The 20,351-nt window shown below is 34.1% G+C and carries 20 protein-coding genes and 1 other annotated feature; of the genes, 13 read left to right on the top strand and 7 right to left on the bottom strand.

Annotation, left to right across the window (positions count from 1 at the left end):
- Position 1 precedes the first annotated feature (1 nt).
- From DPQ31_RS14610 to DPQ31_RS14590, 5 genes are all read left to right on the top strand, one after another.
- Entirely contained in the window at positions 2-547 is a 546-nt protein-coding gene (locus DPQ31_RS14610; protein WP_098711507.1) for a GNAT family N-acetyltransferase, read from the top strand.
- On the top strand, positions 544-1,125 hold the full coding sequence (locus tag DPQ31_RS14605) for a kinase (protein ID WP_098912593.1): 582 nt from the start codon (positions 544-546) through the stop codon (positions 1,123-1,125). Before DPQ31_RS14610 ends, DPQ31_RS14605 begins: the two co-directional genes overlap by 4 nt.
- Positions 1,126-1,149: 24 nt before the next feature.
- A complete protein-coding gene (locus tag DPQ31_RS14600) occupies positions 1,150-1,728 on the top strand; it encodes an HAD-IA family hydrolase (protein WP_098711509.1) in 579 nt (192 codons plus the stop codon).
- A gap of 234 nt (positions 1,729-1,962) precedes the next feature.
- Entirely contained in the window at positions 1,963-2,235 is a 273-nt protein-coding gene (locus DPQ31_RS14595) for an Mpo1-like protein (protein WP_098137448.1), read from the top strand.
- A gap of 93 nt (positions 2,236-2,328) precedes the next feature.
- Positions 2,329-2,640 (top strand): hypothetical protein, encoded by a 312-nt coding sequence (locus tag DPQ31_RS14590; protein ID WP_098711510.1) that lies wholly within the window; start codon positions 2,329-2,331, stop codon positions 2,638-2,640.
- Positions 2,641-2,680: 40 nt separating this feature from the next.
- Here the strand turns inward: DPQ31_RS14590 and DPQ31_RS14585 are convergent, their stop codons facing one another.
- Both DPQ31_RS14585 and DPQ31_RS14580 read right to left on the bottom strand, forming a co-directional pair.
- The gene (locus DPQ31_RS14585) at positions 2,681-2,896 is read right to left on the bottom strand and encodes a helix-turn-helix domain-containing protein (RefSeq protein WP_000974611.1); all 216 of its coding nucleotides are present in this window, start codon (positions 2,894-2,896) and stop codon (positions 2,681-2,683) included.
- A 10-nt stretch (positions 2,897-2,906) separates the two neighbouring features.
- Positions 2,907-3,389: a DUF2975 domain-containing protein gene (locus tag DPQ31_RS14580; RefSeq protein WP_098711511.1), complete on the bottom strand. Its 483-nt coding sequence runs from the start codon at positions 3,387-3,389 to the stop codon at positions 2,907-2,909.
- 321 nt (positions 3,390-3,710) lie between these two features.
- Between DPQ31_RS14580 and DPQ31_RS14575 the strand changes: the two genes are divergently transcribed.
- From DPQ31_RS14575 to DPQ31_RS14560, 4 genes are all read left to right on the top strand, one after another.
- Positions 3,711-5,384, top strand: coding sequence for an alkaline phosphatase (locus tag DPQ31_RS14575; protein WP_208730563.1), 1,674 nt, complete (start codon positions 3,711-3,713; stop codon positions 5,382-5,384).
- A 586-nt stretch (positions 5,385-5,970) separates the two neighbouring features.
- Positions 5,971-6,801, top strand: a complete 831-nt coding sequence (locus DPQ31_RS14570; RefSeq protein WP_208730562.1) for a VanW family protein — start codon at positions 5,971-5,973, stop codon at positions 6,799-6,801.
- Positions 6,802-7,154: 353 nt separating this feature from the next.
- Positions 7,155-8,186, top strand: a complete 1,032-nt coding sequence (locus tag DPQ31_RS14565; RefSeq protein WP_000174972.1) for a Delta(5) desaturase DesA — start codon at positions 7,155-7,157, stop codon at positions 8,184-8,186.
- A 117-nt stretch (positions 8,187-8,303) separates the two neighbouring features.
- Positions 8,304-8,447: a hypothetical protein gene (locus tag DPQ31_RS14560; RefSeq protein WP_000058621.1), complete on the top strand. Its 144-nt coding sequence runs from the start codon at positions 8,304-8,306 to the stop codon at positions 8,445-8,447.
- Between the two features lie 10 nt (positions 8,448-8,457).
- Here the strand turns inward: DPQ31_RS14560 and DPQ31_RS14555 are convergent, their stop codons facing one another.
- The gene (locus DPQ31_RS14555; RefSeq protein ID WP_016108653.1) at positions 8,458-8,805 is read right to left on the bottom strand and encodes a VOC family protein; all 348 of its coding nucleotides are present in this window, start codon (positions 8,803-8,805) and stop codon (positions 8,458-8,460) included.
- Positions 8,806-9,187: 382 nt separating this feature from the next.
- Positions 9,188-10,612: an amino acid permease gene (locus DPQ31_RS14550; RefSeq protein WP_098821292.1), complete on the bottom strand. Its 1,425-nt coding sequence runs from the start codon at positions 10,610-10,612 to the stop codon at positions 9,188-9,190.
- A 264-nt stretch (positions 10,613-10,876) separates the two neighbouring features.
- Here DPQ31_RS14550 and DPQ31_RS14545 point away from each other — a divergent pair, with 264 nt between their 5' ends.
- Positions 10,877-11,626, top strand: a complete 750-nt coding sequence (locus tag DPQ31_RS14545; protein ID WP_098912599.1) for an IclR family transcriptional regulator — start codon at positions 10,877-10,879, stop codon at positions 11,624-11,626.
- Positions 11,627-11,701: 75 nt separating this feature from the next.
- Complete coding sequence (locus DPQ31_RS14540; RefSeq protein ID WP_097959406.1) at positions 11,702-13,342, top strand: M20/M25/M40 family metallo-hydrolase; 1,641 nt, start codon at positions 11,702-11,704, stop codon at positions 13,340-13,342.
- A 218-nt stretch (positions 13,343-13,560) separates the two neighbouring features.
- On the opposite strand, the gene proC is transcribed toward DPQ31_RS14540, so the two are convergent.
- Positions 13,561-14,379: a pyrroline-5-carboxylate reductase gene (gene proC / locus DPQ31_RS14535; RefSeq protein ID WP_208730561.1), complete on the bottom strand. Its 819-nt coding sequence runs from the start codon at positions 14,377-14,379 to the stop codon at positions 13,561-13,563.
- A 340-nt stretch (positions 14,380-14,719) separates the two neighbouring features.
- Positions 14,720-14,930, top strand: a binding site (T-box leader).
- Between the two features lie 143 nt (positions 14,931-15,073).
- On the opposite strand from proC, the gene proB reads away from it, so the two are divergent.
- Entirely contained in the window at positions 15,074-16,177 is a 1,104-nt protein-coding gene (gene proB / locus DPQ31_RS14530; protein ID WP_208732073.1) for a glutamate 5-kinase, read from the top strand.
- Between the two features lie 105 nt (positions 16,178-16,282).
- A complete protein-coding gene (locus tag DPQ31_RS14525; protein WP_208732072.1) occupies positions 16,283-17,530 on the top strand; it encodes a glutamate-5-semialdehyde dehydrogenase in 1,248 nt (415 codons plus the stop codon).
- 80 nt (positions 17,531-17,610) lie between these two features.
- On the opposite strand, the gene DPQ31_RS14520 is transcribed toward DPQ31_RS14525, so the two are convergent.
- The gene (locus DPQ31_RS14520; RefSeq protein ID WP_000545491.1) at positions 17,611-18,804 is read right to left on the bottom strand and encodes a nucleoside transporter C-terminal domain-containing protein; all 1,194 of its coding nucleotides are present in this window, start codon (positions 18,802-18,804) and stop codon (positions 17,611-17,613) included.
- Between the two features lie 212 nt (positions 18,805-19,016).
- Positions 19,017-20,252: a helix-turn-helix domain-containing protein gene (locus DPQ31_RS14515; RefSeq protein ID WP_087969418.1), complete on the bottom strand. Its 1,236-nt coding sequence runs from the start codon at positions 20,250-20,252 to the stop codon at positions 19,017-19,019.
- Between the last annotated feature and the right edge of the window lie 99 nt (positions 20,253-20,351).

The raw sequence follows: 20,351 nt of genomic DNA, 5'->3' as shown, positions 1-20,351 counted from the left end.
GATGGGATTTCCGAAACTAGAAACAGAACGTTTACTTTTAAGAGAACTTACACTATTAGATGCAGAAATGATGTTCCAATATTTTTCGAAAGAATCTGTTATACGTTATTTCGGAATGGATTCTTTCGAAAATATTGAGCAAGCGAAAACAACGATTCAAACGTTTAAAAATCGTTATGAAGAAGGCAATGTGTTTCGCTGGGGAATAGAGAAAAAGGGGACGGACCAATTAATCGGAACGTGCGGATTTCATTTAATTAACAATCATCATAAACGAGCTGAAATTGGTTATGAATTAGATGATATATATTGGGGAAAGGGATATGCATCCGAAGCATTACAAGCCATCTTAACTTACGGATTTGAAACGTTACAGCTCATAAGAATCGCTGCTGTCGTATATGTGGAAAATGAAGCTTCTCAAAAATTGCTAAAAAAAGCAGGGTTTCAAGAAGAGGGATTACTTCGAAAACATATGATTCAAAATGGAGTTGCTCATGATACCATTTTATTTTCTTTATTAAAAGAAGAGTGGAAGAAGCAATGAGTACGAGTGAAATTATAAGTATAATGAAGAAACATAGAGAAAACCGATTCATTATCGGAATAGATGGTTTAAGTCGTTCAGGAAAAACAACATTCGCAACAAAATTAAAAGAAAATATGAAACAAGAAGGCATTCCGTTTCATATTTTCCATATTGATGATCATATAGTGGAGCGTAATAAACGCTATCATACAGGATATGAAGAATGGTATGAGTACTATTATTTACAGTGGGATATTGCATACTTGCGGCAGAAATTTTTTCAAAAGCTACAACATGAAACGAAATTGAAATTGCCTTTCTATTATGATGATACAGATTCATGTGAAATGAAAAAAGTCCAGATCCCTATTGTAGGTGTAATTGTAATTGAAGGAGTTTTTCTACAGCGAAAAGAATGGAGAGATTTCTTTCATTATATGGTGTATTTGGACTGTCCAAGGGAAACAAGGTTTCAGCGTGAAAGCGAAGAGACACAAAAGAAACTTTCAAAGTTTCAAAACAGGTATTGGAAAGCAGAGGAGTATTATTTAGAAATGGAATTGCCGAAGGATAGGGCGGATTTAGTCATACAATGATTCGAAAATAGAAGGGTGAATACAATGAATATTTTGTGGGATTTTGATGGGACGTTATTTGATACGTATCCTGCATATACGAAGATGCTTTCTGAAATATTAGGTGATACAGTAGATGAACAAGAAATATACAAAAACTTGAAAATATCATATTCTCACGCAATTCATTATTATAATATTTCATGTGAGCAGGAAGAAAAGATTAAAATTTTGAAGAAGAAATTTACTCCAAAAGATATGAAGCCTTTTGCTGGTGTCGAAAAGGTTTTGAAATTTGCAGATAAAAATGTAATCATGACCCATAAACATAAAGCAGGGGTTATGGAAATTTTAAAATATTACGGATGGGACAAATATTTCGTCGATATGGTTACAATTGACGATGGTTTCCCTCGAAAACCGAATTCTTTAGCGTATGATCATTTACATAGGAAGTACAATATTGATTTAGCTATTGGAGATAGAGAGTTAGATTTATTACCTGCAAAGGAATTAGGTATTTCAACATGCATGTTTCAAGGGATTTGTGATGTATCGGATTATTCTTTGGCACATTATTCGGAATTTTTTAAGATAGTGGTTGATAGAGAGGTTTCTTTATAAATGGTTTGAAAATAACCTCTACTTTTCATACAAAAAGTAGAGGTTATTTTCTATGTTTTGTATGTAGTAGGTTAATTATTTCAGAAGCTTTTTCAAGAGCTTTATTAGTTTCTTTAAAAAGATTGGCTGTATAGGTTATTCATGGTACACCTGCATATACATTAGTAGAAGAAAATTTACTTTCGTTAGTTTCAAATTAAAATAAGATTTTTAATAATGGAGAGGGGGTAAGATATGGACTTTCAAAAAATGTTTAAAAAATATCGAGACGACCATCAACATCCAATGAATAAATTTTTTCACTTTATTGGTATTCCTACGATTATCACTTCTATATTCATTTTATTCGTGAATTGGAAATTAGGGCTATCACTATTTATATTAGGATGGATTTTTCAATTTGTAGGTCATGCAATTGAAGGTAAGAAGCCGACTTTCTTATCAAATCCAGCATATCTGGTAGTAGGTCCAATATACTTTTTTAAAAAAGTATTAAAAAGAAATTAACTCAATAAAAGCACTATAGGCGGTAAAATAAAACCAAATTATGGTTATTCGTGCTAGTATGAAATCATAGCTATACAGAAGGGGTGGGTTATGATGAAAATCGAAATAGTCCCCAAAAAGAAGTACAGTATAATAAGCTATATATCTTTACTTATCGGAATTTTATGTCTTTTATTCGTTTTTATAACTCCAACGAGGATAGCGAATGCGGGTAATATAGTGGGAGATTATATTACTATTGCTCTTACAGGCGTAGGTATCATACTTTCCATAATTATAATGACGAAAAAAACAGAGAAGAAGGGGATAGGTATTCTTTCATTCATACTGTCCTCATCATTTTTTATATTTTGGATCATCACGATTATCTTATTGTTTACTGGTCAAATTAATTTCGCACCGTAATGTGCAATAAAAAGAGTCCTTCATACGAGAAGGACTCTTTTTATTCGGTATCTTCAGGTTGATATTCTAAAATATCTCCTGGTTGGCATTCTAATGCTTTACAAATTGCTTCTAAAGTTGAAAATCGAATCGCTTTTGCTTTTCCGTTTTTCAAAATAGAAAGGTTAGCCATTGTAATTCCAACCTTCTCCGAAAGCTCTGTTACACTCATTTTTCTTTTCGCTAACATTACATCAATATTAATTATTATTGCCATATTATTCACCTCAGACCGTTAAATCATTTTCTGATTTTATATTAATAGCATCTTTTAATAGTCTTTGGAGAACGGCAGCAAAGACAGCGATAACCAATGAAGCAAAAATCATAATCATTCCAATAATAATAATGCCCGGGGCGTCATCTCTCTCTGCCACGAGATAGAAAAGCGGCATGCCTAATACATATAATACACTAATTGTTAATGCACTTTTCTTAATATTTTTCAATGATTTTACAGACAATTTTGAGAATGCGTTGTTTTTGTCAATATAGTTTAACAGCTTAAACGTTTGGTACAGTGCGAAATAGTAAGGTATTGCTGTTGCGTATAAGTTGATAAATACAAGATATTTAATATATGCAATATCAGGATATAATTCTGCAGCGAAATTCCCTATTTTAGGAACTAAAAAAATGCACATAGCAAGAACAGGAATTCCCATAAGAATAACAGCCGTCTTTAAAAAGAGTGTTGATCCTTGTTTCATAAAAAGCACCTCATTTAATTATTATCTATATAATTTAACATGTAATTTATTGTTTAACAATAAATTTTTATTTCATTTAATCGTGTTTTTATTGATAAACAAATTTTTATATGATGAAGAGAATAATGACACTTTAATAGTAGAGAATATAGGGCTGTGACATATAACATTATTTAATTAATGAACGAAAGTGACGGTAATTGTTGTTAGCTTTATGACAATAGGGAACTAATAAAAAAGAACATATATAAGTTTTGTATAAACGTAATGGGAAATTGGATCTTGTATATAAATGAATGTAAAGTTTATGGAGGAACAAAAATGATGAAATTGAGTAAAAAAGTGAAGGGGATATTATTAGTATCAACTGTAACATTAAGTGTATTAAGTACTGAAAGCATGATGAATGATCAGGCGGCCGAAGCTAAGGTGGAACAAGTAGAGCATCAACCAAAAAATATAATTATGATGGTTATGGATGGAACGAGCTCTTCAGCAACAACGTTAGCTCGCTTGTATAAAGGGGCACCGCTTGCATTAGATGAAATCATAACAGGAGGTGTTCGCACATATTCAGCAGAATCCGCTATTACAGACTCAGCCCCAGCAGCTACAGCTTTAGCAACAGGGAATAAATCAAATTCAGGATATGTAGGTGTATTGCCATCTATTGTGAATTCACCAAGCTTAAAACCAATTAAAGAAGAGGAGAAGTTGCGGCCAGTTGCGAACGTTCTAGAAGGTGCAAAGCGCTCTGGTCGCGCAACTGGAATTGTTGCTACATCTGAAATTCAACATGCTACTCCTGCTGGGTTCTCTGCCCATCATGCTAACCGCAAGCATTTTGACATAATTGCGAAGCAGCAAGTGTATCAAAATATAGATGTCGTATTAGGCGGGGGAAAAGCAGCACTACAGCCTGTGAAAAGAAATGGAATCCGTAAAGATGGTGAAGATTTAGTTAAAGTGATTCAAGATAAAGGATACGACTTAGTTGAAACAAAAGATGCATTATTGAACTCTAAATCTGATAAAATTTGGGGCTCTTTCTCACATAATGCCCTTGCGTTCGATATGGATCGTGAAGTAACAAATCCAGAGCAACCAACACTTTCTCAAATGACGGAAAAAGCAATTCAAACATTATCAAAAGATAAAGATGGCTTCTTTTTATTTGTAGAAGGAAGTAAGCCAGATTGGGCAGCCCATGCGAATGATCCAATTGGGATTATTAGTGATGTATTGGCATTTGATAATGCGGTTGCAAAAGCATTAAAATTTGCGAAGAAAGACGGTAATACGATGCTCATTGCTGTAGCTGACCATGGCAACAGTGGTATCTCTATTGGCAATAGGAATACGACAAAGGGATATAATACTAAACCTGTATCTGCATACATTGACCCATTGAAAAAGGCGGAAATGACACTTGAAGGGACTACAAATAAACTGAAATCTGATTTATCAAATGTAGAAGGTGTAGCTAAACTATACGGTTTGGACAATCTAACTCATGATGAAAAAGAAAAATTAAAAGCGGCAAAAAAGAAAATGGATGTAGGTCGAATCCTTACTACGATATTGGCTAATCGTGCAAATATTGGCTTTACGACAGGAGGACATACAGGTGAGGATGTATTCTTATACTCTTATGGACCACAAAAACCAGAAGGCTTAATCCAAAATATAGACATTGCGAAGACGATGGCGAAAGCAATGGGCTTTAACTTAGAAGAAGTAACAAATAAAATATTTTTAGAGAGTGAACAAGCCTTTAAGAGAATTGGTGCCACTGTATCAATTGACAAAACCGATGTAGCAAACCCAGTGCTCGTAGTAAATCATAATAAAGTGGAAGCTCAATTAAGTGTTAATAAAAATATAATTCGTATTAATGATAAAGAGTATGAATTAGGAAGTATTATTGTAGAGAGTAATGGGAAGTTCTATGTACCGGAAGAAGCAATTCAATTATTTGTAAAGCATTCTCGTTAAAAAATTGCCAACTAGCTAACCTTGCTAAGCGAACTGGTTGGCAATTTTTTTGTGTTTTGTCCTGTAAATAGTGATGTTTGGATTCTGCCGCAAAGTTTTCCAGAAGAGACTTATAAAAACAAGAAAGGAAAAAAATGCTTCTCTTAAAATAAAGAAGTTCGTTTGTAGAATAGAGAATTGATACATATAGTAAAGTTTTAATAAGTAATGTATGATCACTCAATATTTACAGAAAATATATTAATACTTTAGAATTCCTTTAATTTTCATTATTATTTGTTTAAAATTATCCGTTATATTTATAATGTGTTTATTTCAATTTATCGTATTGCGACGCAGTTTCACACAATTATAAAGAAATCCAAAAAATAAAATTTTCACTAGAGTACATTTAATCTTTATTTATTGAAAAAAATGATTATGCAACTAAGAAAAGTGCAATTTATTGAAATAGAGGTATATTAGAATTTATTTGAAGAAAAAGAGAATGCACCAATTAGTATTTCAATGCTGTGCAGGTGAATATGGAAACCAATTGTCGGGGTAATAACGGAAATGGCAGCATATGAAAGAGAGAGGGAATAAAATGAATATAGTGAAATTACGTCCTAAGCAGCGGTCTAAGTATCGCATTATAGTAGGGACATGGTATTACTCTACAAAGAGGTACATTCAGTGGTTAGTAGACGGAAAAACATATGCAAAAAGGTTCCAACAAGAAAAGCTGCCATGTACAGCAATTCAGCACCGAACAATACTACTTCGGAAGCTCAAGGATATAGATATGTGGTATCAAAACAATAAGGTTGTTAATTTAAAAATTGCTATTAAAAAACTTAATGGTATCGTCATTAGACCGGGAGAAACATTTTCTTACTGGCGTTTAATAGGTAAGCCTACGAGGAAAAAAGGGTATGTAGAAGGTATGGTTTTACACTATGGATCTTTTCAAACAGGTATTGGAGGAGGCCTTTGTCAGCTTTCAAATTTAATATATTGGATGACTTTACATACACCGCTGACAGTAACGGAGCGATATCGTCATAGCTTTGATGTCTTTCCTGATTCCAGGCGAACGCAGCCGTTTGGAAGTGGAGCGACGTGCTCTTATAATTATTTGGATTTGCAAATTAAAAATGACACGGATCAACCATATCAACTTCACCTTTATATGACAGAGAAATATTTAGTTGGTGAATGGAGAACAATGTATCCGCAACTTTATCAATATGAAGTTTATGAAAAAGAACACGCCATTCAGCCTGCATACTGGGGTGGTTATATACGACATAATGTGATTCAACGCAGAGTATATAATCAACAGAAGCAGTTTATAGAAGATCAATATGTAACGGAGAATCACGCTATAATGATGTACGAACCACTTTTAGTTTGTAAAAATGAAAATAGTGAGTAATATGGTAAACCCATAGATTATATAGTATAGCATGTATGTAATTGTTATTTTTATCAAAAAAGTATAAATCCTAAATTTACTTGGTTTTCATTGGAATGAAAATAAGAAACACAGATGTGAAAAAGCACTGTGTTTTTTTTATGTATTTATTGGAAAAAAAACTCGAATTATCGGCACAAATGCTCCTTCTTTATTATTATAGAAGCTATTTTGGACGTAAGTAATTTGTAAGAAATGAGTAAGAAAAAAGAGATTTTCATTGTGTAAAATATTTATTATATCTACACATAACACCTGATACTAATAGTATGCTATAATATGAATTAGCAACATACAGGAAAGGAATTAGAAAAATGACCTTACAAAATACTAAAAATTTAAAAAAACAAGTTGCTCCTTTTGAAAAATCAACGATTAAAAAAAGTGTTTGGCAACTTATCAACACAATAGTTCCATTTATTATTTTATGGTACCTTGCTTATAAAAGTTTGTCAGTTTCTTATTGGTTAACATTAGTTCCATCTCTGTTAGCCGCTGGATTTATGACACGAATTTTCATTATTTTTCATGATTGCACCCATTATTCCTTTTTTAAAAGTCGACGTGCAAATAGAATAGTTGGAACATGTATGGGTGTTTTAACTTTATTCCCATTTGATCAATGGGGGCATGAGCATTCTATTCACCACGCTACGAGTGGTAATTTGGATAAGAGGGGTACAGGGGATATTTGGACGCTTACAGTTGATGAATATGTAGCTGCACCATTTAGACTTCGTTTAGCATATCGTTTATATCGCAATCCATTCGTTATGTTTGGATTAGGTCCGATTTATGTTTTCTTGCTTAAAAATAGATTTAATCGAAAAGGTGCAAGACAGAAAGAACGTATGAATACTTATTTGACGAATATATTAATCGTTGCTTTAATAGGGGTACTTTGCTGGGCAATCGGATGGCAATCGTTCCTTTTCGTACATGGTACTATATTCTTAATAGCAGGCTCAATAGGTATTTGGCTGTTTTACGTACAGCACACATTTGAGGATTCTTATTTTGAAGAGGATAAAGATTGGGAATATGTGAAAGCGGCAGTGGAAGGAAGTTCTTTTTATAAGCTTCCAAAAATTTTGCAATTCTTAACTGGTAATATTGGATTCCATCATGTTCACCATTTAAGCCCAAGAGTACCTAATTATAAACTAGAAGAGGCACACAATAATACGCTTCCGTTAAAAAATGTACCAACGATTACGCTTGCTACAAGCTTACAATCACTACGTTTCCGTCTTTGGGATGAGAAAAGTAACAATTTTGTTAGCTTTAAAGATGTCAAAAATATAATTAAAAATAATGTTTCTGTTCGAGTGAAATCTGAACTATAACTTCATCGCATATGAAAAACGCCCCTTAATCATTTTTGATTTAAGGGGCGTTTTTGTTTAAATAGTAGATGATTGATGAGGAGGGGATTTCAAATTGTAATTACGAAGGATTAGGAAATGTCGTTAAGGATAATTGATTCTCGTTTAAATGAAAATGATGAAGTGAAAATAGAGCCTGCTACAAATTTGCAACAGGAATCTATTATGGATAGCCGAAGACATCGGCTGAACGAAATTATCCGTTATCTTAATAGCGAATGATTACAATCGACTATTTCTCCCAAAGCTCGATGAGTCGTCCTTCAGGATCTTTAATCCAAATAAACTTTCCAAATTCACTAACCTCTTCTTTCTTTTCAAGAGGTATACCAATTTGTTCAAGATGCTGAATAGTCTCATGTAGATTATGTACTTGGAAATTTAACATTACTTGTTGTTCTGTTGGAAAATAATTGTCATCTTCATTGAAGAAAGAAAAGATAGTCTCAGTTCCTGATTCGGGTTTAATCACAGTCCCATTCCAATTTTCTATTTCAATCTTCAATACTTCGCTGTACCATTTTTTTATAACATCAATATTTTTAGTTCTCCAAAATATTCCTCCGAATCCTTTGATCATCTTATATAACTCCTGTCTATTTTAAAATTTTTAATGTGACGTAGTATAAATTTAATATATCAAAACAAAGTGGTAATAGTAAGGAAAAGCATCAACTTATGAACAATAAAAAAATAATAATTGCTAACAGCATTTCCTACATTAATTATACCGACATCATCTTTGAAACCAAAGTAAAGGAATGTAGCAATACTGACCCGTTTGAGGATAACACTTGAACGCAAAAACCTCCTGAACAATTCAAAACACGAAATGCTATAAATAATCATTTCAATAGTATAGAAGAAATAGGGGAATTGTTCCTGAGAAAATGAATGAAGGAATGATAAAAGACCGCACATGAGGTGAAATCCATGCGCGGTCTTCTCTGTATCGTACAGTACTACAAAGGTTCGCTAATTTTACCTTCTTTATGAGTGCTACTGGTGATTTTTTTCTTAATCTTAAAGTGATAGTAAGTGTAGCAAAAGATGATAAATGGTACAGTACAGTAGATTCCTAGTCTTTGATCGGGGATAAAGATAAGACTTACTAATATAATGCCATACAATCCAAAACCAAGAATGGGTACAAGTGGATAAAGTGGAGTTTTGAATTTTAAGTCTTCTAATTTTCCACCTTCAGCTAAATAGCGTTTACGGAAAAAGAATTGAGAAACACAAATTGACATCCAAACAATGATTGTAATGACTCCAGAAATTGAAATAAGCCATAAATAAACCGTTTCAGCAGCTACCACGCTTGTCAAAAGAGAAAAAGCAGAAATAGCTATCGTCAAGATTAAAGCGTTTAGTGGTATTCCTCGTGATGATAATTTCTTTAAAAAGGCTGGCGCCATTTCATTTTTTGATAATGACCAAAGCATGCGAGTTGCGGCGTACAGTCCTGAGTTTGCGACAGAAAGAACAGCGGTAAGAATAACAAAGTTCATAATATCAGCTGCATACGGAATACCGATATTATCAAAAACAGCAACGAATGGGCTCTTTGTTAATCCTGCTTCTTCCCAAGGAATTAAAGCTACGAGAACAAAAATTGCTAAAACGAAGAAAAACATCGTGCGCCATATAATATTTCTAATAGAACGAGGTAAAGTCTTTGCTGGATCTTCACTTTCACCAGCTGCGATTCCGACAAGTTCTGTACCTTGGAAGGAATAATTGACCGTAACCATTGTTAATAGAATAGCGGCAAGTCCATTCGGGAATAAACCACCGTGATTTACGAAATTTGAAAGAAGCGGAGCTGGTTCGTCTCCTTTTAAGTCAATAAAACCGAACATAGCGGCGCCACCAAGAATAATGAAAGCGATAATGGCAGATACTTTAATGCTTGAAAACCAAAATTCTGTTTCTGCATAACTACGAGCAGATAATGCGTTTATAGTGAATATGGTAACGCCAAATATTAAACACCAAACCCAAACGGGAATACCAGGAAACCAGCGCTGCATCGTAATACCGGCAGTTGTAAATTCAAGACCGGTCGTATTCGCCCAGCTTAACCAATACAACCAGCCGATTGTAAACCCAGTTGCAGGGTTAATAAACTTGGTTGCATATTCCTGGAAAGAACCTGAGACAGGCATGGCTACAGCAAGCTCACCAAGACATAGCATAACGAGATACATTAATAATCCACCGGCCATAAAGGCAAGTACGGATCCGCCAGGTCCAGCTTTACTTATAATAAAACCAGATCCGTTAAATAACCCCGTTCCAATCACACCACCGAGTGCAATCATAAATAAATGTCTACTTTTCATTGTGCGCTTTAATTCATTGTTTGTATTGTTTACTTGCGTCATTGTTTTCCTCACTTTCAAAATTGGTAGTATGAAAATTGATGTTTTTCCGTATTATGGAATGTATTCCGTGATGTGAAATCTTGTTCTAATTTTCAGATAATTAAAAAGAAAAGTCAATATTTTTTTGTTTGCGTTTTCAAAATGTTGATAGCGTATCTTTTGTTTATTTTGAAAATTAAATAAATTGATTGATTTCAGTTTGAATTTTTGATAAATTGATAGTTAATTAGGCTAAACATACTACAAGTAAAGTTGAGGCGAATTATGGTACAGTCCATTGATCGAGCGATAAGTATTATTAAGCTATTAAATTCTACAAATGAAAAAGAGTATTGGGCTATTTCTGATATAGCTGATGGAACACATCTTCCGGTTAGTACAGTACATAGATTACTTAATTCTCTAATGGAGCATGGGTTAGTTACACAAATTTCAGAAACAAAGCAGTACAAGATTGGGCCAATGTGGATGGAAATAGGATTACGTCAATTGGAGAAGGTAGACTATAGATCTGTTGCAAGGGAAGTGATGAAGCGATTGGCCGCTGAAGTGGAAGAAAGTGTCTATTTGAACATTCCAAATGGAACTCATTCTATTATTATTGAAAGAATTGATAGCCCTTTAAAAATTCGGGTTATCGATAACTTAGGGGAACAGATTCCACTTTCGATTGGCGCCGCAAATAAAACGATGCTTGCCAATATGAAAACGAATGAAATGGAATACATTGTAGAACAATTACTTTCTTCTTTACCAGAACAAAAGCAAATTCTTCTTAATCAAATAAAACAAATAGAAAATGAAGGATATGCTGTAAGTTATGGTGAAAAAACAGAAGGGACAGCTTCAGTAGCTGCACCTATTATCGGATTCAATCATAAAGTAGTAGGAGCATTAAGTGTTGGGTTAATTAGTCATCGTATTAATGATGATCGACTATCTTTTCTTATTAGTAGGGTAAAAGAAGCAGCTCATGAAATTTCAATAAAAATCGGCAGTACATCAGAATTATAATTTTGATAACTGTCGTCATTTTTTATTCATATATTGGAATTGATTTTCATAATGCGGAAAAATAGGGGGATTACTATGTCAAAGTGGCAATCAAAAGAACAATTGATTCAGTTATTAAGCAATCTTGTTGAAATTCCTAGTATTACAGGTTCAGAAGCTGAAGTTATATTACCAGACTTTGTTGTAGAACAATTATCTGACTTACAGTATTTCAAACAAAATCCGCATCATTTGCAAAAAAATCCGACAGGGGACGGACGATATTTTGTTACCGCTCTAGTAAAGAAAAGTGATAGTACGAAAAATACTGTAATTCTTGTTAGTCATTTTGATGTTGTAGATGTACAAGATTATGGAGTGTGGAAAGAAGAGGCATTTCATCCTAAAAAGTTAACATCTATGTTTTACTCCCATAAAGATGAACTACCAGATCATGTACGTGAAGATATAGAACAGGGAGATTGGCTATTTGGTAGAGGGACAATGGATATGAAATGTGGTCTAGCTTTACAAATGGCAATGGTTGAGCAAGCTTGTGAAGGAAGATTTGATGGGAATGTTCTTTTATTAGCTGTTCCAGATGAAGAAGTGAACTCCGTAGGGATGAGAGCAGCTGTTCCGAGATTATTAGATTTAGCAAGAGAACATGATTTAGAATTTAAAACGGTTCTAAATTCAGAGCCTATGTTTTCAAGGCATCCTGGGGACCAAAATAAGTATATTTATACTGGTTCTATTGGGAAGGTGTTACCTGGTTTCCTTTGCTATGGAAAAGAGACACATGTAGGCGAACCTTTTGCAGGCTTAAATGGGAGTTATATGGCTGCATTATTAACAGCAGAATTAGAGTTGAATACGGACCTTTGTGATATTGTAGATGGTGAAGCGAGTCCTCCACCAACTAACTTGCTTCAAAGAGACTTAAAAGAGGACTATTCTGTACAAATTCCGCATCGTGCAGTCACACTATTTAATTTGTTTTTACTAGAAAAATCGATGACAGATGTCGTTTCGTTGCTGCGTCAAAAAGTAACGAAAGTAGCAGAGAAAATCGAAGAGTCTTACGAGAAGCAAGCATATCGTTTTTCTAAATATAATCCGTTCATACCTCCTAATCTTAAAGTAAATGTATTAACGTATGAAGAGCTTATCGCGTATGCAATTGAACAACATGGAAAAGAGACAATAAATGATATTCAATCTAATATTATAAAAAATAGAGAAGATAAAGATGATCGTGCAGTAACAATCGATTTAGTTGATAAATTAGCTATATTATGTAAAGAAAAAGCGCCGATGATTGTACTTTTCTTCGCTCCGCCGTACTATCCAGCTGTGAGTTCACGCAACAATCCTTTCATTAAAGAGGTAGTTGTAGAAATGGAAAAGTATGCCCAATACAATCATAGCATTACATTTGAAAATCAAAATTATTTTGGAGGAATTTCAGATTTAAGCTATGTGGGCTTACAGAACCCATTGGATTCAATGAGTTCTCTTGTAGACAATATGCCATTATGGGATAAAGGCTATTCAATTCCACTTCAGGAATTAGAAGAGTTTGACGTTCCAGTATTAAATATGGGGCCGGTAGGAAAAGATGCACATCAATGGACAGAGCGTCTAGACGTAAATTACGCATTTGAAACGCTATTCGATATGTTACCGATATGTATTGAAAAATTACTTGTATCTAATAAAATTACACAGTCATAGTTAGGTGTGTATAAAAGTGAATGAATGGAAAACATAACATTCTTAGAGAAGGTATAGAAATAGAAACCAAAAAGAGGATTTGAATATAATTATTTTAATATAATAAAAACAAAACGGGCAAACTCAATCATTTATGAATTTGTCCGTTTATCTTTTGGCGAAAATAGGGGGATGTAAACTACATGTGTATATAGTCAAAAACAGTTTGTAATTAGTGTTTACTTTTTAGTTTGATTAGATAATTCAATAGACTTTTGCGTGCAACGTTGCATAGCTGAAATGATGGCTGTTCGCAAGCCTTTTTCTTCTAATGTTGCTACAGCCTCTATTGTCGTTCCGCCTGGGGAACAAACCATATCTTTCAATGCACCTGGATGTATTCCTGTTTCCAATACCATTTTTGCAGAACCTAACACAGCTTGAGCTGCGAATTTATATGCTTGATTTCTTGGCATACCATCTAGTACAGCAGCATCTGCCATCGCTTCTATAATCATATATACATATGCTGGCGAAGAACCACTTACAGATGTTACAACATCCATTAATTTTTCGCTTACGATCTCTGTTTGACCAAAACTATTGAAAATGTTTAGTACATCTTCTAAATCTTTTTCTGTAACCATTTCGTTAGGGCATAAAGCAGACATTCCTTCTCCAACAAGAGCAGGAGTATTAGGCATTACTCTCACAACCTTTAATTTTTTATCAAAGGCATCTTCAGTACTATTAATGCTTTTCCCTGCAGCGATTGTTACGACGATAACGTCGTTTTTGATCACTTCTTTTATTTCATTAATTACGGAGGAGGATAAGTCTGGTTTGATTGATAAAATTAAAATATCAGCATTTTTAGCTACTTCATTGTTGTCAGTAGTTGTAGTTATCCCGTATTTTTCACTAGCATTTTTTAAATTCATAGTGTTCAAATCTGAACACATGATTTTATTTGAAGATACTATATTATTGTTTATCATACCGCCAATTATAGCCATCCCCATATTTCCGCATCCGATGAATCCAATTTGTTTGTTCATAATAACTCGATCTTGCTCCTTTTATAATTAGTTATATCGGTTTGATATTATTATCTTAGAATAATAATAACATCCCTGTGCAATATAAAGAAACATTCTAAGAGAATATATTCCTTTTTGCAACACTAAAAGATAAAAATTAATTATATTCGACATTATGTAAATATATACACTATAATTTAAGGTTTTATGCTTATGAATATGAGTTAAACTTATATCAATTTTTATTTTCATTCAATAGGGCGATAATTTCATACAAGTAACTTGCGGCTCTATTTATTTTTAAAAATACCTCTTGACACTGAATCGAACTATATCGCATAATATAAAAAAATCAGATCGAAAATCGTTGAAGGGAATTAGTACATATGTCTTCTTACGAAAGAGAGTGGAATTCACCGGCTGAAAGATTCCTCGTATAGAATGTATCGAACCTATCCCTGAGTCTTAAATGAAAGTTTAGGCGTTCGCCTGCGTTATAGGCGTCAAGTGGATATCTATGTATATCAATCAAGGTGGTACCGCGGAACAATGACCGTTTCGTCCTTATTATTTTATTAAGGGCGAAGCGGTCATTTTTATTTTGCTCTTTCATACTACAGGGCAGCATGGATGAGAATAAATATAGCTGCAAACTGAATGAATAGAAGTGTAATGTATAAAAACTTTGATTTTAGACTTGGGGGTTACAAAAGTGAAAAAACAACGAATTGTTGTAAAGATAGGGAGTAGTTCCTTGGCAGATAGTCATGGAGGCATTTCTAAAGAACAACTTTCAGATCACGTTGCCGCATTGGTACGACTGAAACAGGAAGGGCATGAAGTTTTGTTAATTACATCTGGAGCCGTCGCAGCAGGTTTTTCTGCTCTTGGGTATCCTAGCAGACCAGTGACAACTAAAGGGAAACAGGCTGCAGCAGCTGTCGGACAAAGTTTATTAATGCAGGCGTACACAGAGGAGTTCCGTAAATATGATATTGTTACTGCACAACTTTTATTAACGAGAAGTGATTTTTCTAGAAAAGAACAATACAGTAATGCTTACGCTACTTTAGGAGAGCTACTAAACCGTTCCGCTCTTCCTATCATCAATGAAAATGATTCCATTTCTTTAGAGGAGCTGACGTTCGGTGATAATGATATGCTGTCAGCTTTAGTAAGCGGACTTGTGTCGGCAGATATACTTATGATTTTTACGGATGTGAACGGCTTATATGACAAAAATCCTCAAAAAAATACGGATGCGAAAAAATATTATTTTCTTCCTGAAGTTACGGAAGAAATCGCTTCTCTTGCTGGAGATGCTGGTTCAAAACTTGGAACTGGCGGTATGAAATCAAAAATCGATGCTGCAAAGACGGCGCTATCTCTTGGAGTGAGTGTATTTATCGGAACAGGACGTGGACAGGAAAAGTTTTTAGATGTTTTGAAGGGCAAAGGTGATGGAACGTATATCGGTAATGCTCCTCAAAAAGTAATTAAAATGAACAAGCAATGGATCGCCTTGCATTCGCTTGTTAGCGGTCAAATTGAAGTAGATGCCGGAGCAGCTACTGCTATCATTCAACATGGAAAGAGCCTTCTTCCTGCTGGTGTTACAAATGTGTCAGGATTTTTCCAAGTGGGTGAAGTCGTGGAAGTAATTACGCAACAAGGGCGCGTAATAGGAAAAGGACAATGCACATATAGCGCGGAGGAACTAAGGAATTTAAAAGGTATGCAAAGCCAAGATATTCAAGCAAGAGGCGAAAGGCATAATTATGAAGTCATCCATAGAGATCATTGGGTTTCATTTTAAGAAAAGAGAGCACGCAAATTTGAATGGGCAGGTAAGTTTTAGATACTCGTGTTAAATGGTTCTCAAATAATATACGGATTAACCTTTAAAAAGGAGGAAATAAAAATGAATGAAGTGTTGGCAAAGGGGAAAAAAGCGAAAGAGGTTGCTAGAGAACTTGTGCTTACATCTACAAATCAAAAAAATGAAGCACTTACCGCAATTGCTGATCAGTTGATAGTAGAAACAGCTTATATTGTAGAGGAAAACAAACGGGATATTGAAGAAGGTAAGGCAAAAGGATTTTCTGAGTCACTCCTTGATCGTCTTATGCTGAATGAACAACGTATCATTGATATGACTGAGGGAATTAAGCAGCTAATTGATTTACGTGATCCTGTTGGGGAATGTGTAAGTGCATGGGAAAGACCAAATGGACTATCTATTCAGGAGATGCGAGTACCACTTGGTGTTGTCGGGATGATTTACGAGGCAAGGCCGAATGTGACAGTAGATGCTGCTACAATTTGTTTGAAAACAGGAAATGCAGTCATATTGCGTGGTAGTTCTTCCGCTATCCATTCTAATAAAGCGATCGTTGCTGTAATTCACCGAGCGCTCAAACAAACGAGCTTGCCTCAAGAAAGTGTACAGCTCATAGAAGATACGACGCGAGATAGCGCGAAGCAGTTATTTACATTAAATGACTACTTGGATGTTCTTATCCCAAGAGGTGGCAAGCAATTAATCGATACTGTAGTAAGAGAAGCGTCTGTTCCAGTACTTGAAACAGGTGCGGGAAATTGTCATATTTTCATTGATGAAACAGCGGATAAACAAATGGCATTTAATATTATTATAAATGCAAAAACGCAGCGTCCATCTGTATGTAATGCAATTGAAACGATTATACTTCATGAAAAGTGGGCGCAGCAATTTGGTAGCGAACTGTTTTCTTTATTGAAGGAAAGAGGCGTGGAGCTACGTGGTGATAAGAAAGCATTGGCAATTGATTCTTCTATTGCATTCGCTTCAGAAGAGGATTGGGAAACTGAGTTTTTATCTCTCACGCTAGCAGTTAAAGTCGTTTCTACAGTAGAAGGAGCGATTCATCACATAAATACGTATGGATCCATGCATTCCGAAGCGATTATTACAGAGAACGAGGAAAACGTCAGCAAGTTTTTCACATCCGTTGATGCCGCAGCACTTTATCATAATGCATCGACTCGTTTTACGGATGGATCTGAATTCGGATTTGGTGCAGAAATTGGCATCAGTACGCAAAAGCTACACGTAAGGGGACCAATGGGACTTCCTGCATTAACTTCTACAAAATATGTGATTCGTGGGAATGGACAGATTCGGGGATAAAAATTATAAAAGAAAAAGTGAAATAATAACGAAAGACACCCAATTTCATTTAGGTGTCTTTCGTTATTATAAGTATTGATTTACCACACAAAAAGCCCCACGAGCATAGCGCTTAACAAGGAAACAGCCATTCCGCTAACAAGAAGCTTCCAAACATTTTTACCGATTATTGATGATTTTTCTCCGCCAAATAATGAATTGTAAGTTCCGTATATCATACCTACTGTACTAAAGTTAGCAAAAGAGGCTAGAAATGTAGTTGCAACAGCAATCGTATGCGGTTGTAAAGACTTTAAGTTTGATTTTAAATCCATCATGGCAACAAATTCATTCGTTGTGATTTTGATTCCCATTAATTCAGCTACATACATAGCATCTTTACCTGTTAAACCGAGTAAAAAAGCAAAGGGGCTAAAGATAATGGAGAAGATTTTTTGAATTGTTAAACCTGCTACAAAAAAGCTTAAAATGCCATTTAAACATGCTGTTAAAGCTACATATCCAATTACCATAGCTAAAATAACGATTACCATATTCATTCCGACTAACATACTGTTTGAAATAGTAGAAAAGAAATCTTTTTTTTCATTTTTTGAAGGTTTATAAACAACATCTTCTTCTTTCGTAACTTCAATAGGGTTTAAAACATTAGCTAAAATTAATGCGTTAATACAGTTTAAAGGAATAGCGCTGAAAATATATGTTGCTGGAACCATTGATAGATAAGCACCAAGAATGGATCCGCTGACACTACTCATACTCATAATTCCAAAAGTCAACAAACGATTTTCTTTTAAAACAGATAATTGATCACGAACAACCGCAAGTGCTTCCGTATTTCCTAAAAACATCATTTGAATGGAAAAGAAACTTTCTAACTTTGGTAAACGAGAAATCTTAGAAATAAGTGCACCAACTTTATCAATGATCCAAGTTAAGACTCCAAAGTAGGAAAGGATATCAAAAAAAGTGATAACAAAAATGATAGGAAGTAAGGCGCTAAAGAAGAAATCAACTGTTTGATTTTCCATAGCTGAAGGAAATGCAAAACGAATACCTTCATTCGCGCACGATAGTAGCCAACTGAAAAATGACGCAATTTTATTAATAATAATACTGCCCAATTTGGTGCCTAACATAAACCACGTAATAAAAAGCTCCAATATGATTAGAATAACGATTGGTCTCCATTTTATTTTTCTTTTATTAGGCGAACAAAGGAAGACGATTAATATTACAACAAAAATCCCTAACATATTTAATATGAAATGCATGTCAACAACTCCTTGAGGCTTATTATTTGTATATAAAAAAGCCTCTATTCTTCCAAATTTGGATTATGATCAGGAGTTATGATGAATGTGAATTATGTTTAGCATTCATCTATTTCAATTAATGTACTAACAATTAATGTTTTCGCTTTATAAAGTATATGTATTAGGAATGTAAAGCAACAAATTAAATCTATTGACGGAACGAAGGATAACTAATAACTGCATCCATTTTTAAATTGTTTAGGCGAAATACCAGTATGTTTTTTAAATACCTTTGTAAAATGACTTTGGTCGTGAAAATTTAGTAATGTAGAAATTTCGGATATAGAATGTCTCGTATATGTCATTAACTTTTTTGACTCATCGACTTTCGCACGCTGAATATATTCATTTAAAGAAATTCCAACTTCTTTTTTGAAAAGGGAAGATAAATAACTAGGGTTTAATGTGACTATTTCTGCAAGGATATTTAGTGTAATATCACCATAAAGATGAGTGAATATATAATTTTGACATACGTTTATATGTTTTGAATGTTGCTGCATTGTACTATTTTTGACACGTTCTGCAAACTCAAGTAAAGCATTCTCTAAAAAAGGGGGAATTGCTTCATTTTTATGTATTTCTTCGAGTTTTTGTATAAATAAATCACTAATAGTATATGCGATTTCAGGGAAAACTCCGCCTTCAATAGCAGATCTAGTTGCAAGTGTAATAGCTGCAATGGCAGAATTCTTTTGGCTTCGCAGGTGACTTGTCTTTGATAACACCCCAAGTTCTCCTGATTCAGGTAATCTCCTTAGATTTTTAATTAACTCCTCCTTTTTCCCTTGCTTAATACATTCAAATATTTTCCTCTCGGCTAGTGGATCGATATGAGTTAATGTACTTTGTCGTTGCTCTGATATATGTACATCAGGCTGTTCAATTTCGAATTCCACCTTTTTTATTAGCATGTTTTTTTGCAGTATATCAGCTATGTCCAACTGTTTCTGATATAGCATGTAATAAAGCACTAAACTTACATTTAAAAAACTCATATTATTTAATACGGGTAGAGAACGATAATATCGAATCATTTCTTCTTTGTTTATTTTTAGTTGAAGATCATTAACAATGCCGTTAATTGATGTTTCTGATAGCCTGGAATAAAGGACTGGTCCAACAATTATATTCCCACTAATTTGGTCGTTCAAACGCAGATGAATTGCGAAAAAGTTTTCGAGAAAGGCGGTCTCTACTAGTGACGGAAAAGTATAGGAAGGCTGTTCCTTATATAGTTCATTCAGTATTGCCTCTTTGGAAGAATACATAGGGTTATGCAGAATATTGGACGAGATTTCAAATACTAAATCTCCTTTGTTAGTAAGAAAATAGATAGGTGTTTTATGTAGATCAAAGACTAGCTTACAAATATAATATAGATCTTCTCGTTTGGAACAATTCATTATTTTAACCTCTATTCTTTAAAAAACAGCTAAAATTTTTACAAGCATTCTAAAAAATATACCATAATATCTAAAAGATAATAACTATAATATCATTAA

This window comes from Bacillus sp. COPE52, assembly GCF_003355115.1.
In the GTDB taxonomy this organism is placed as follows: Bacteria; Bacillota; Bacilli; order Bacillales; family Bacillaceae_G; genus Bacillus_A; species Bacillus_A toyonensis.
Note: the sequence above shows the minus strand (reverse complement) of the source record. Positions and strands in the feature narration are given on the sequence as shown.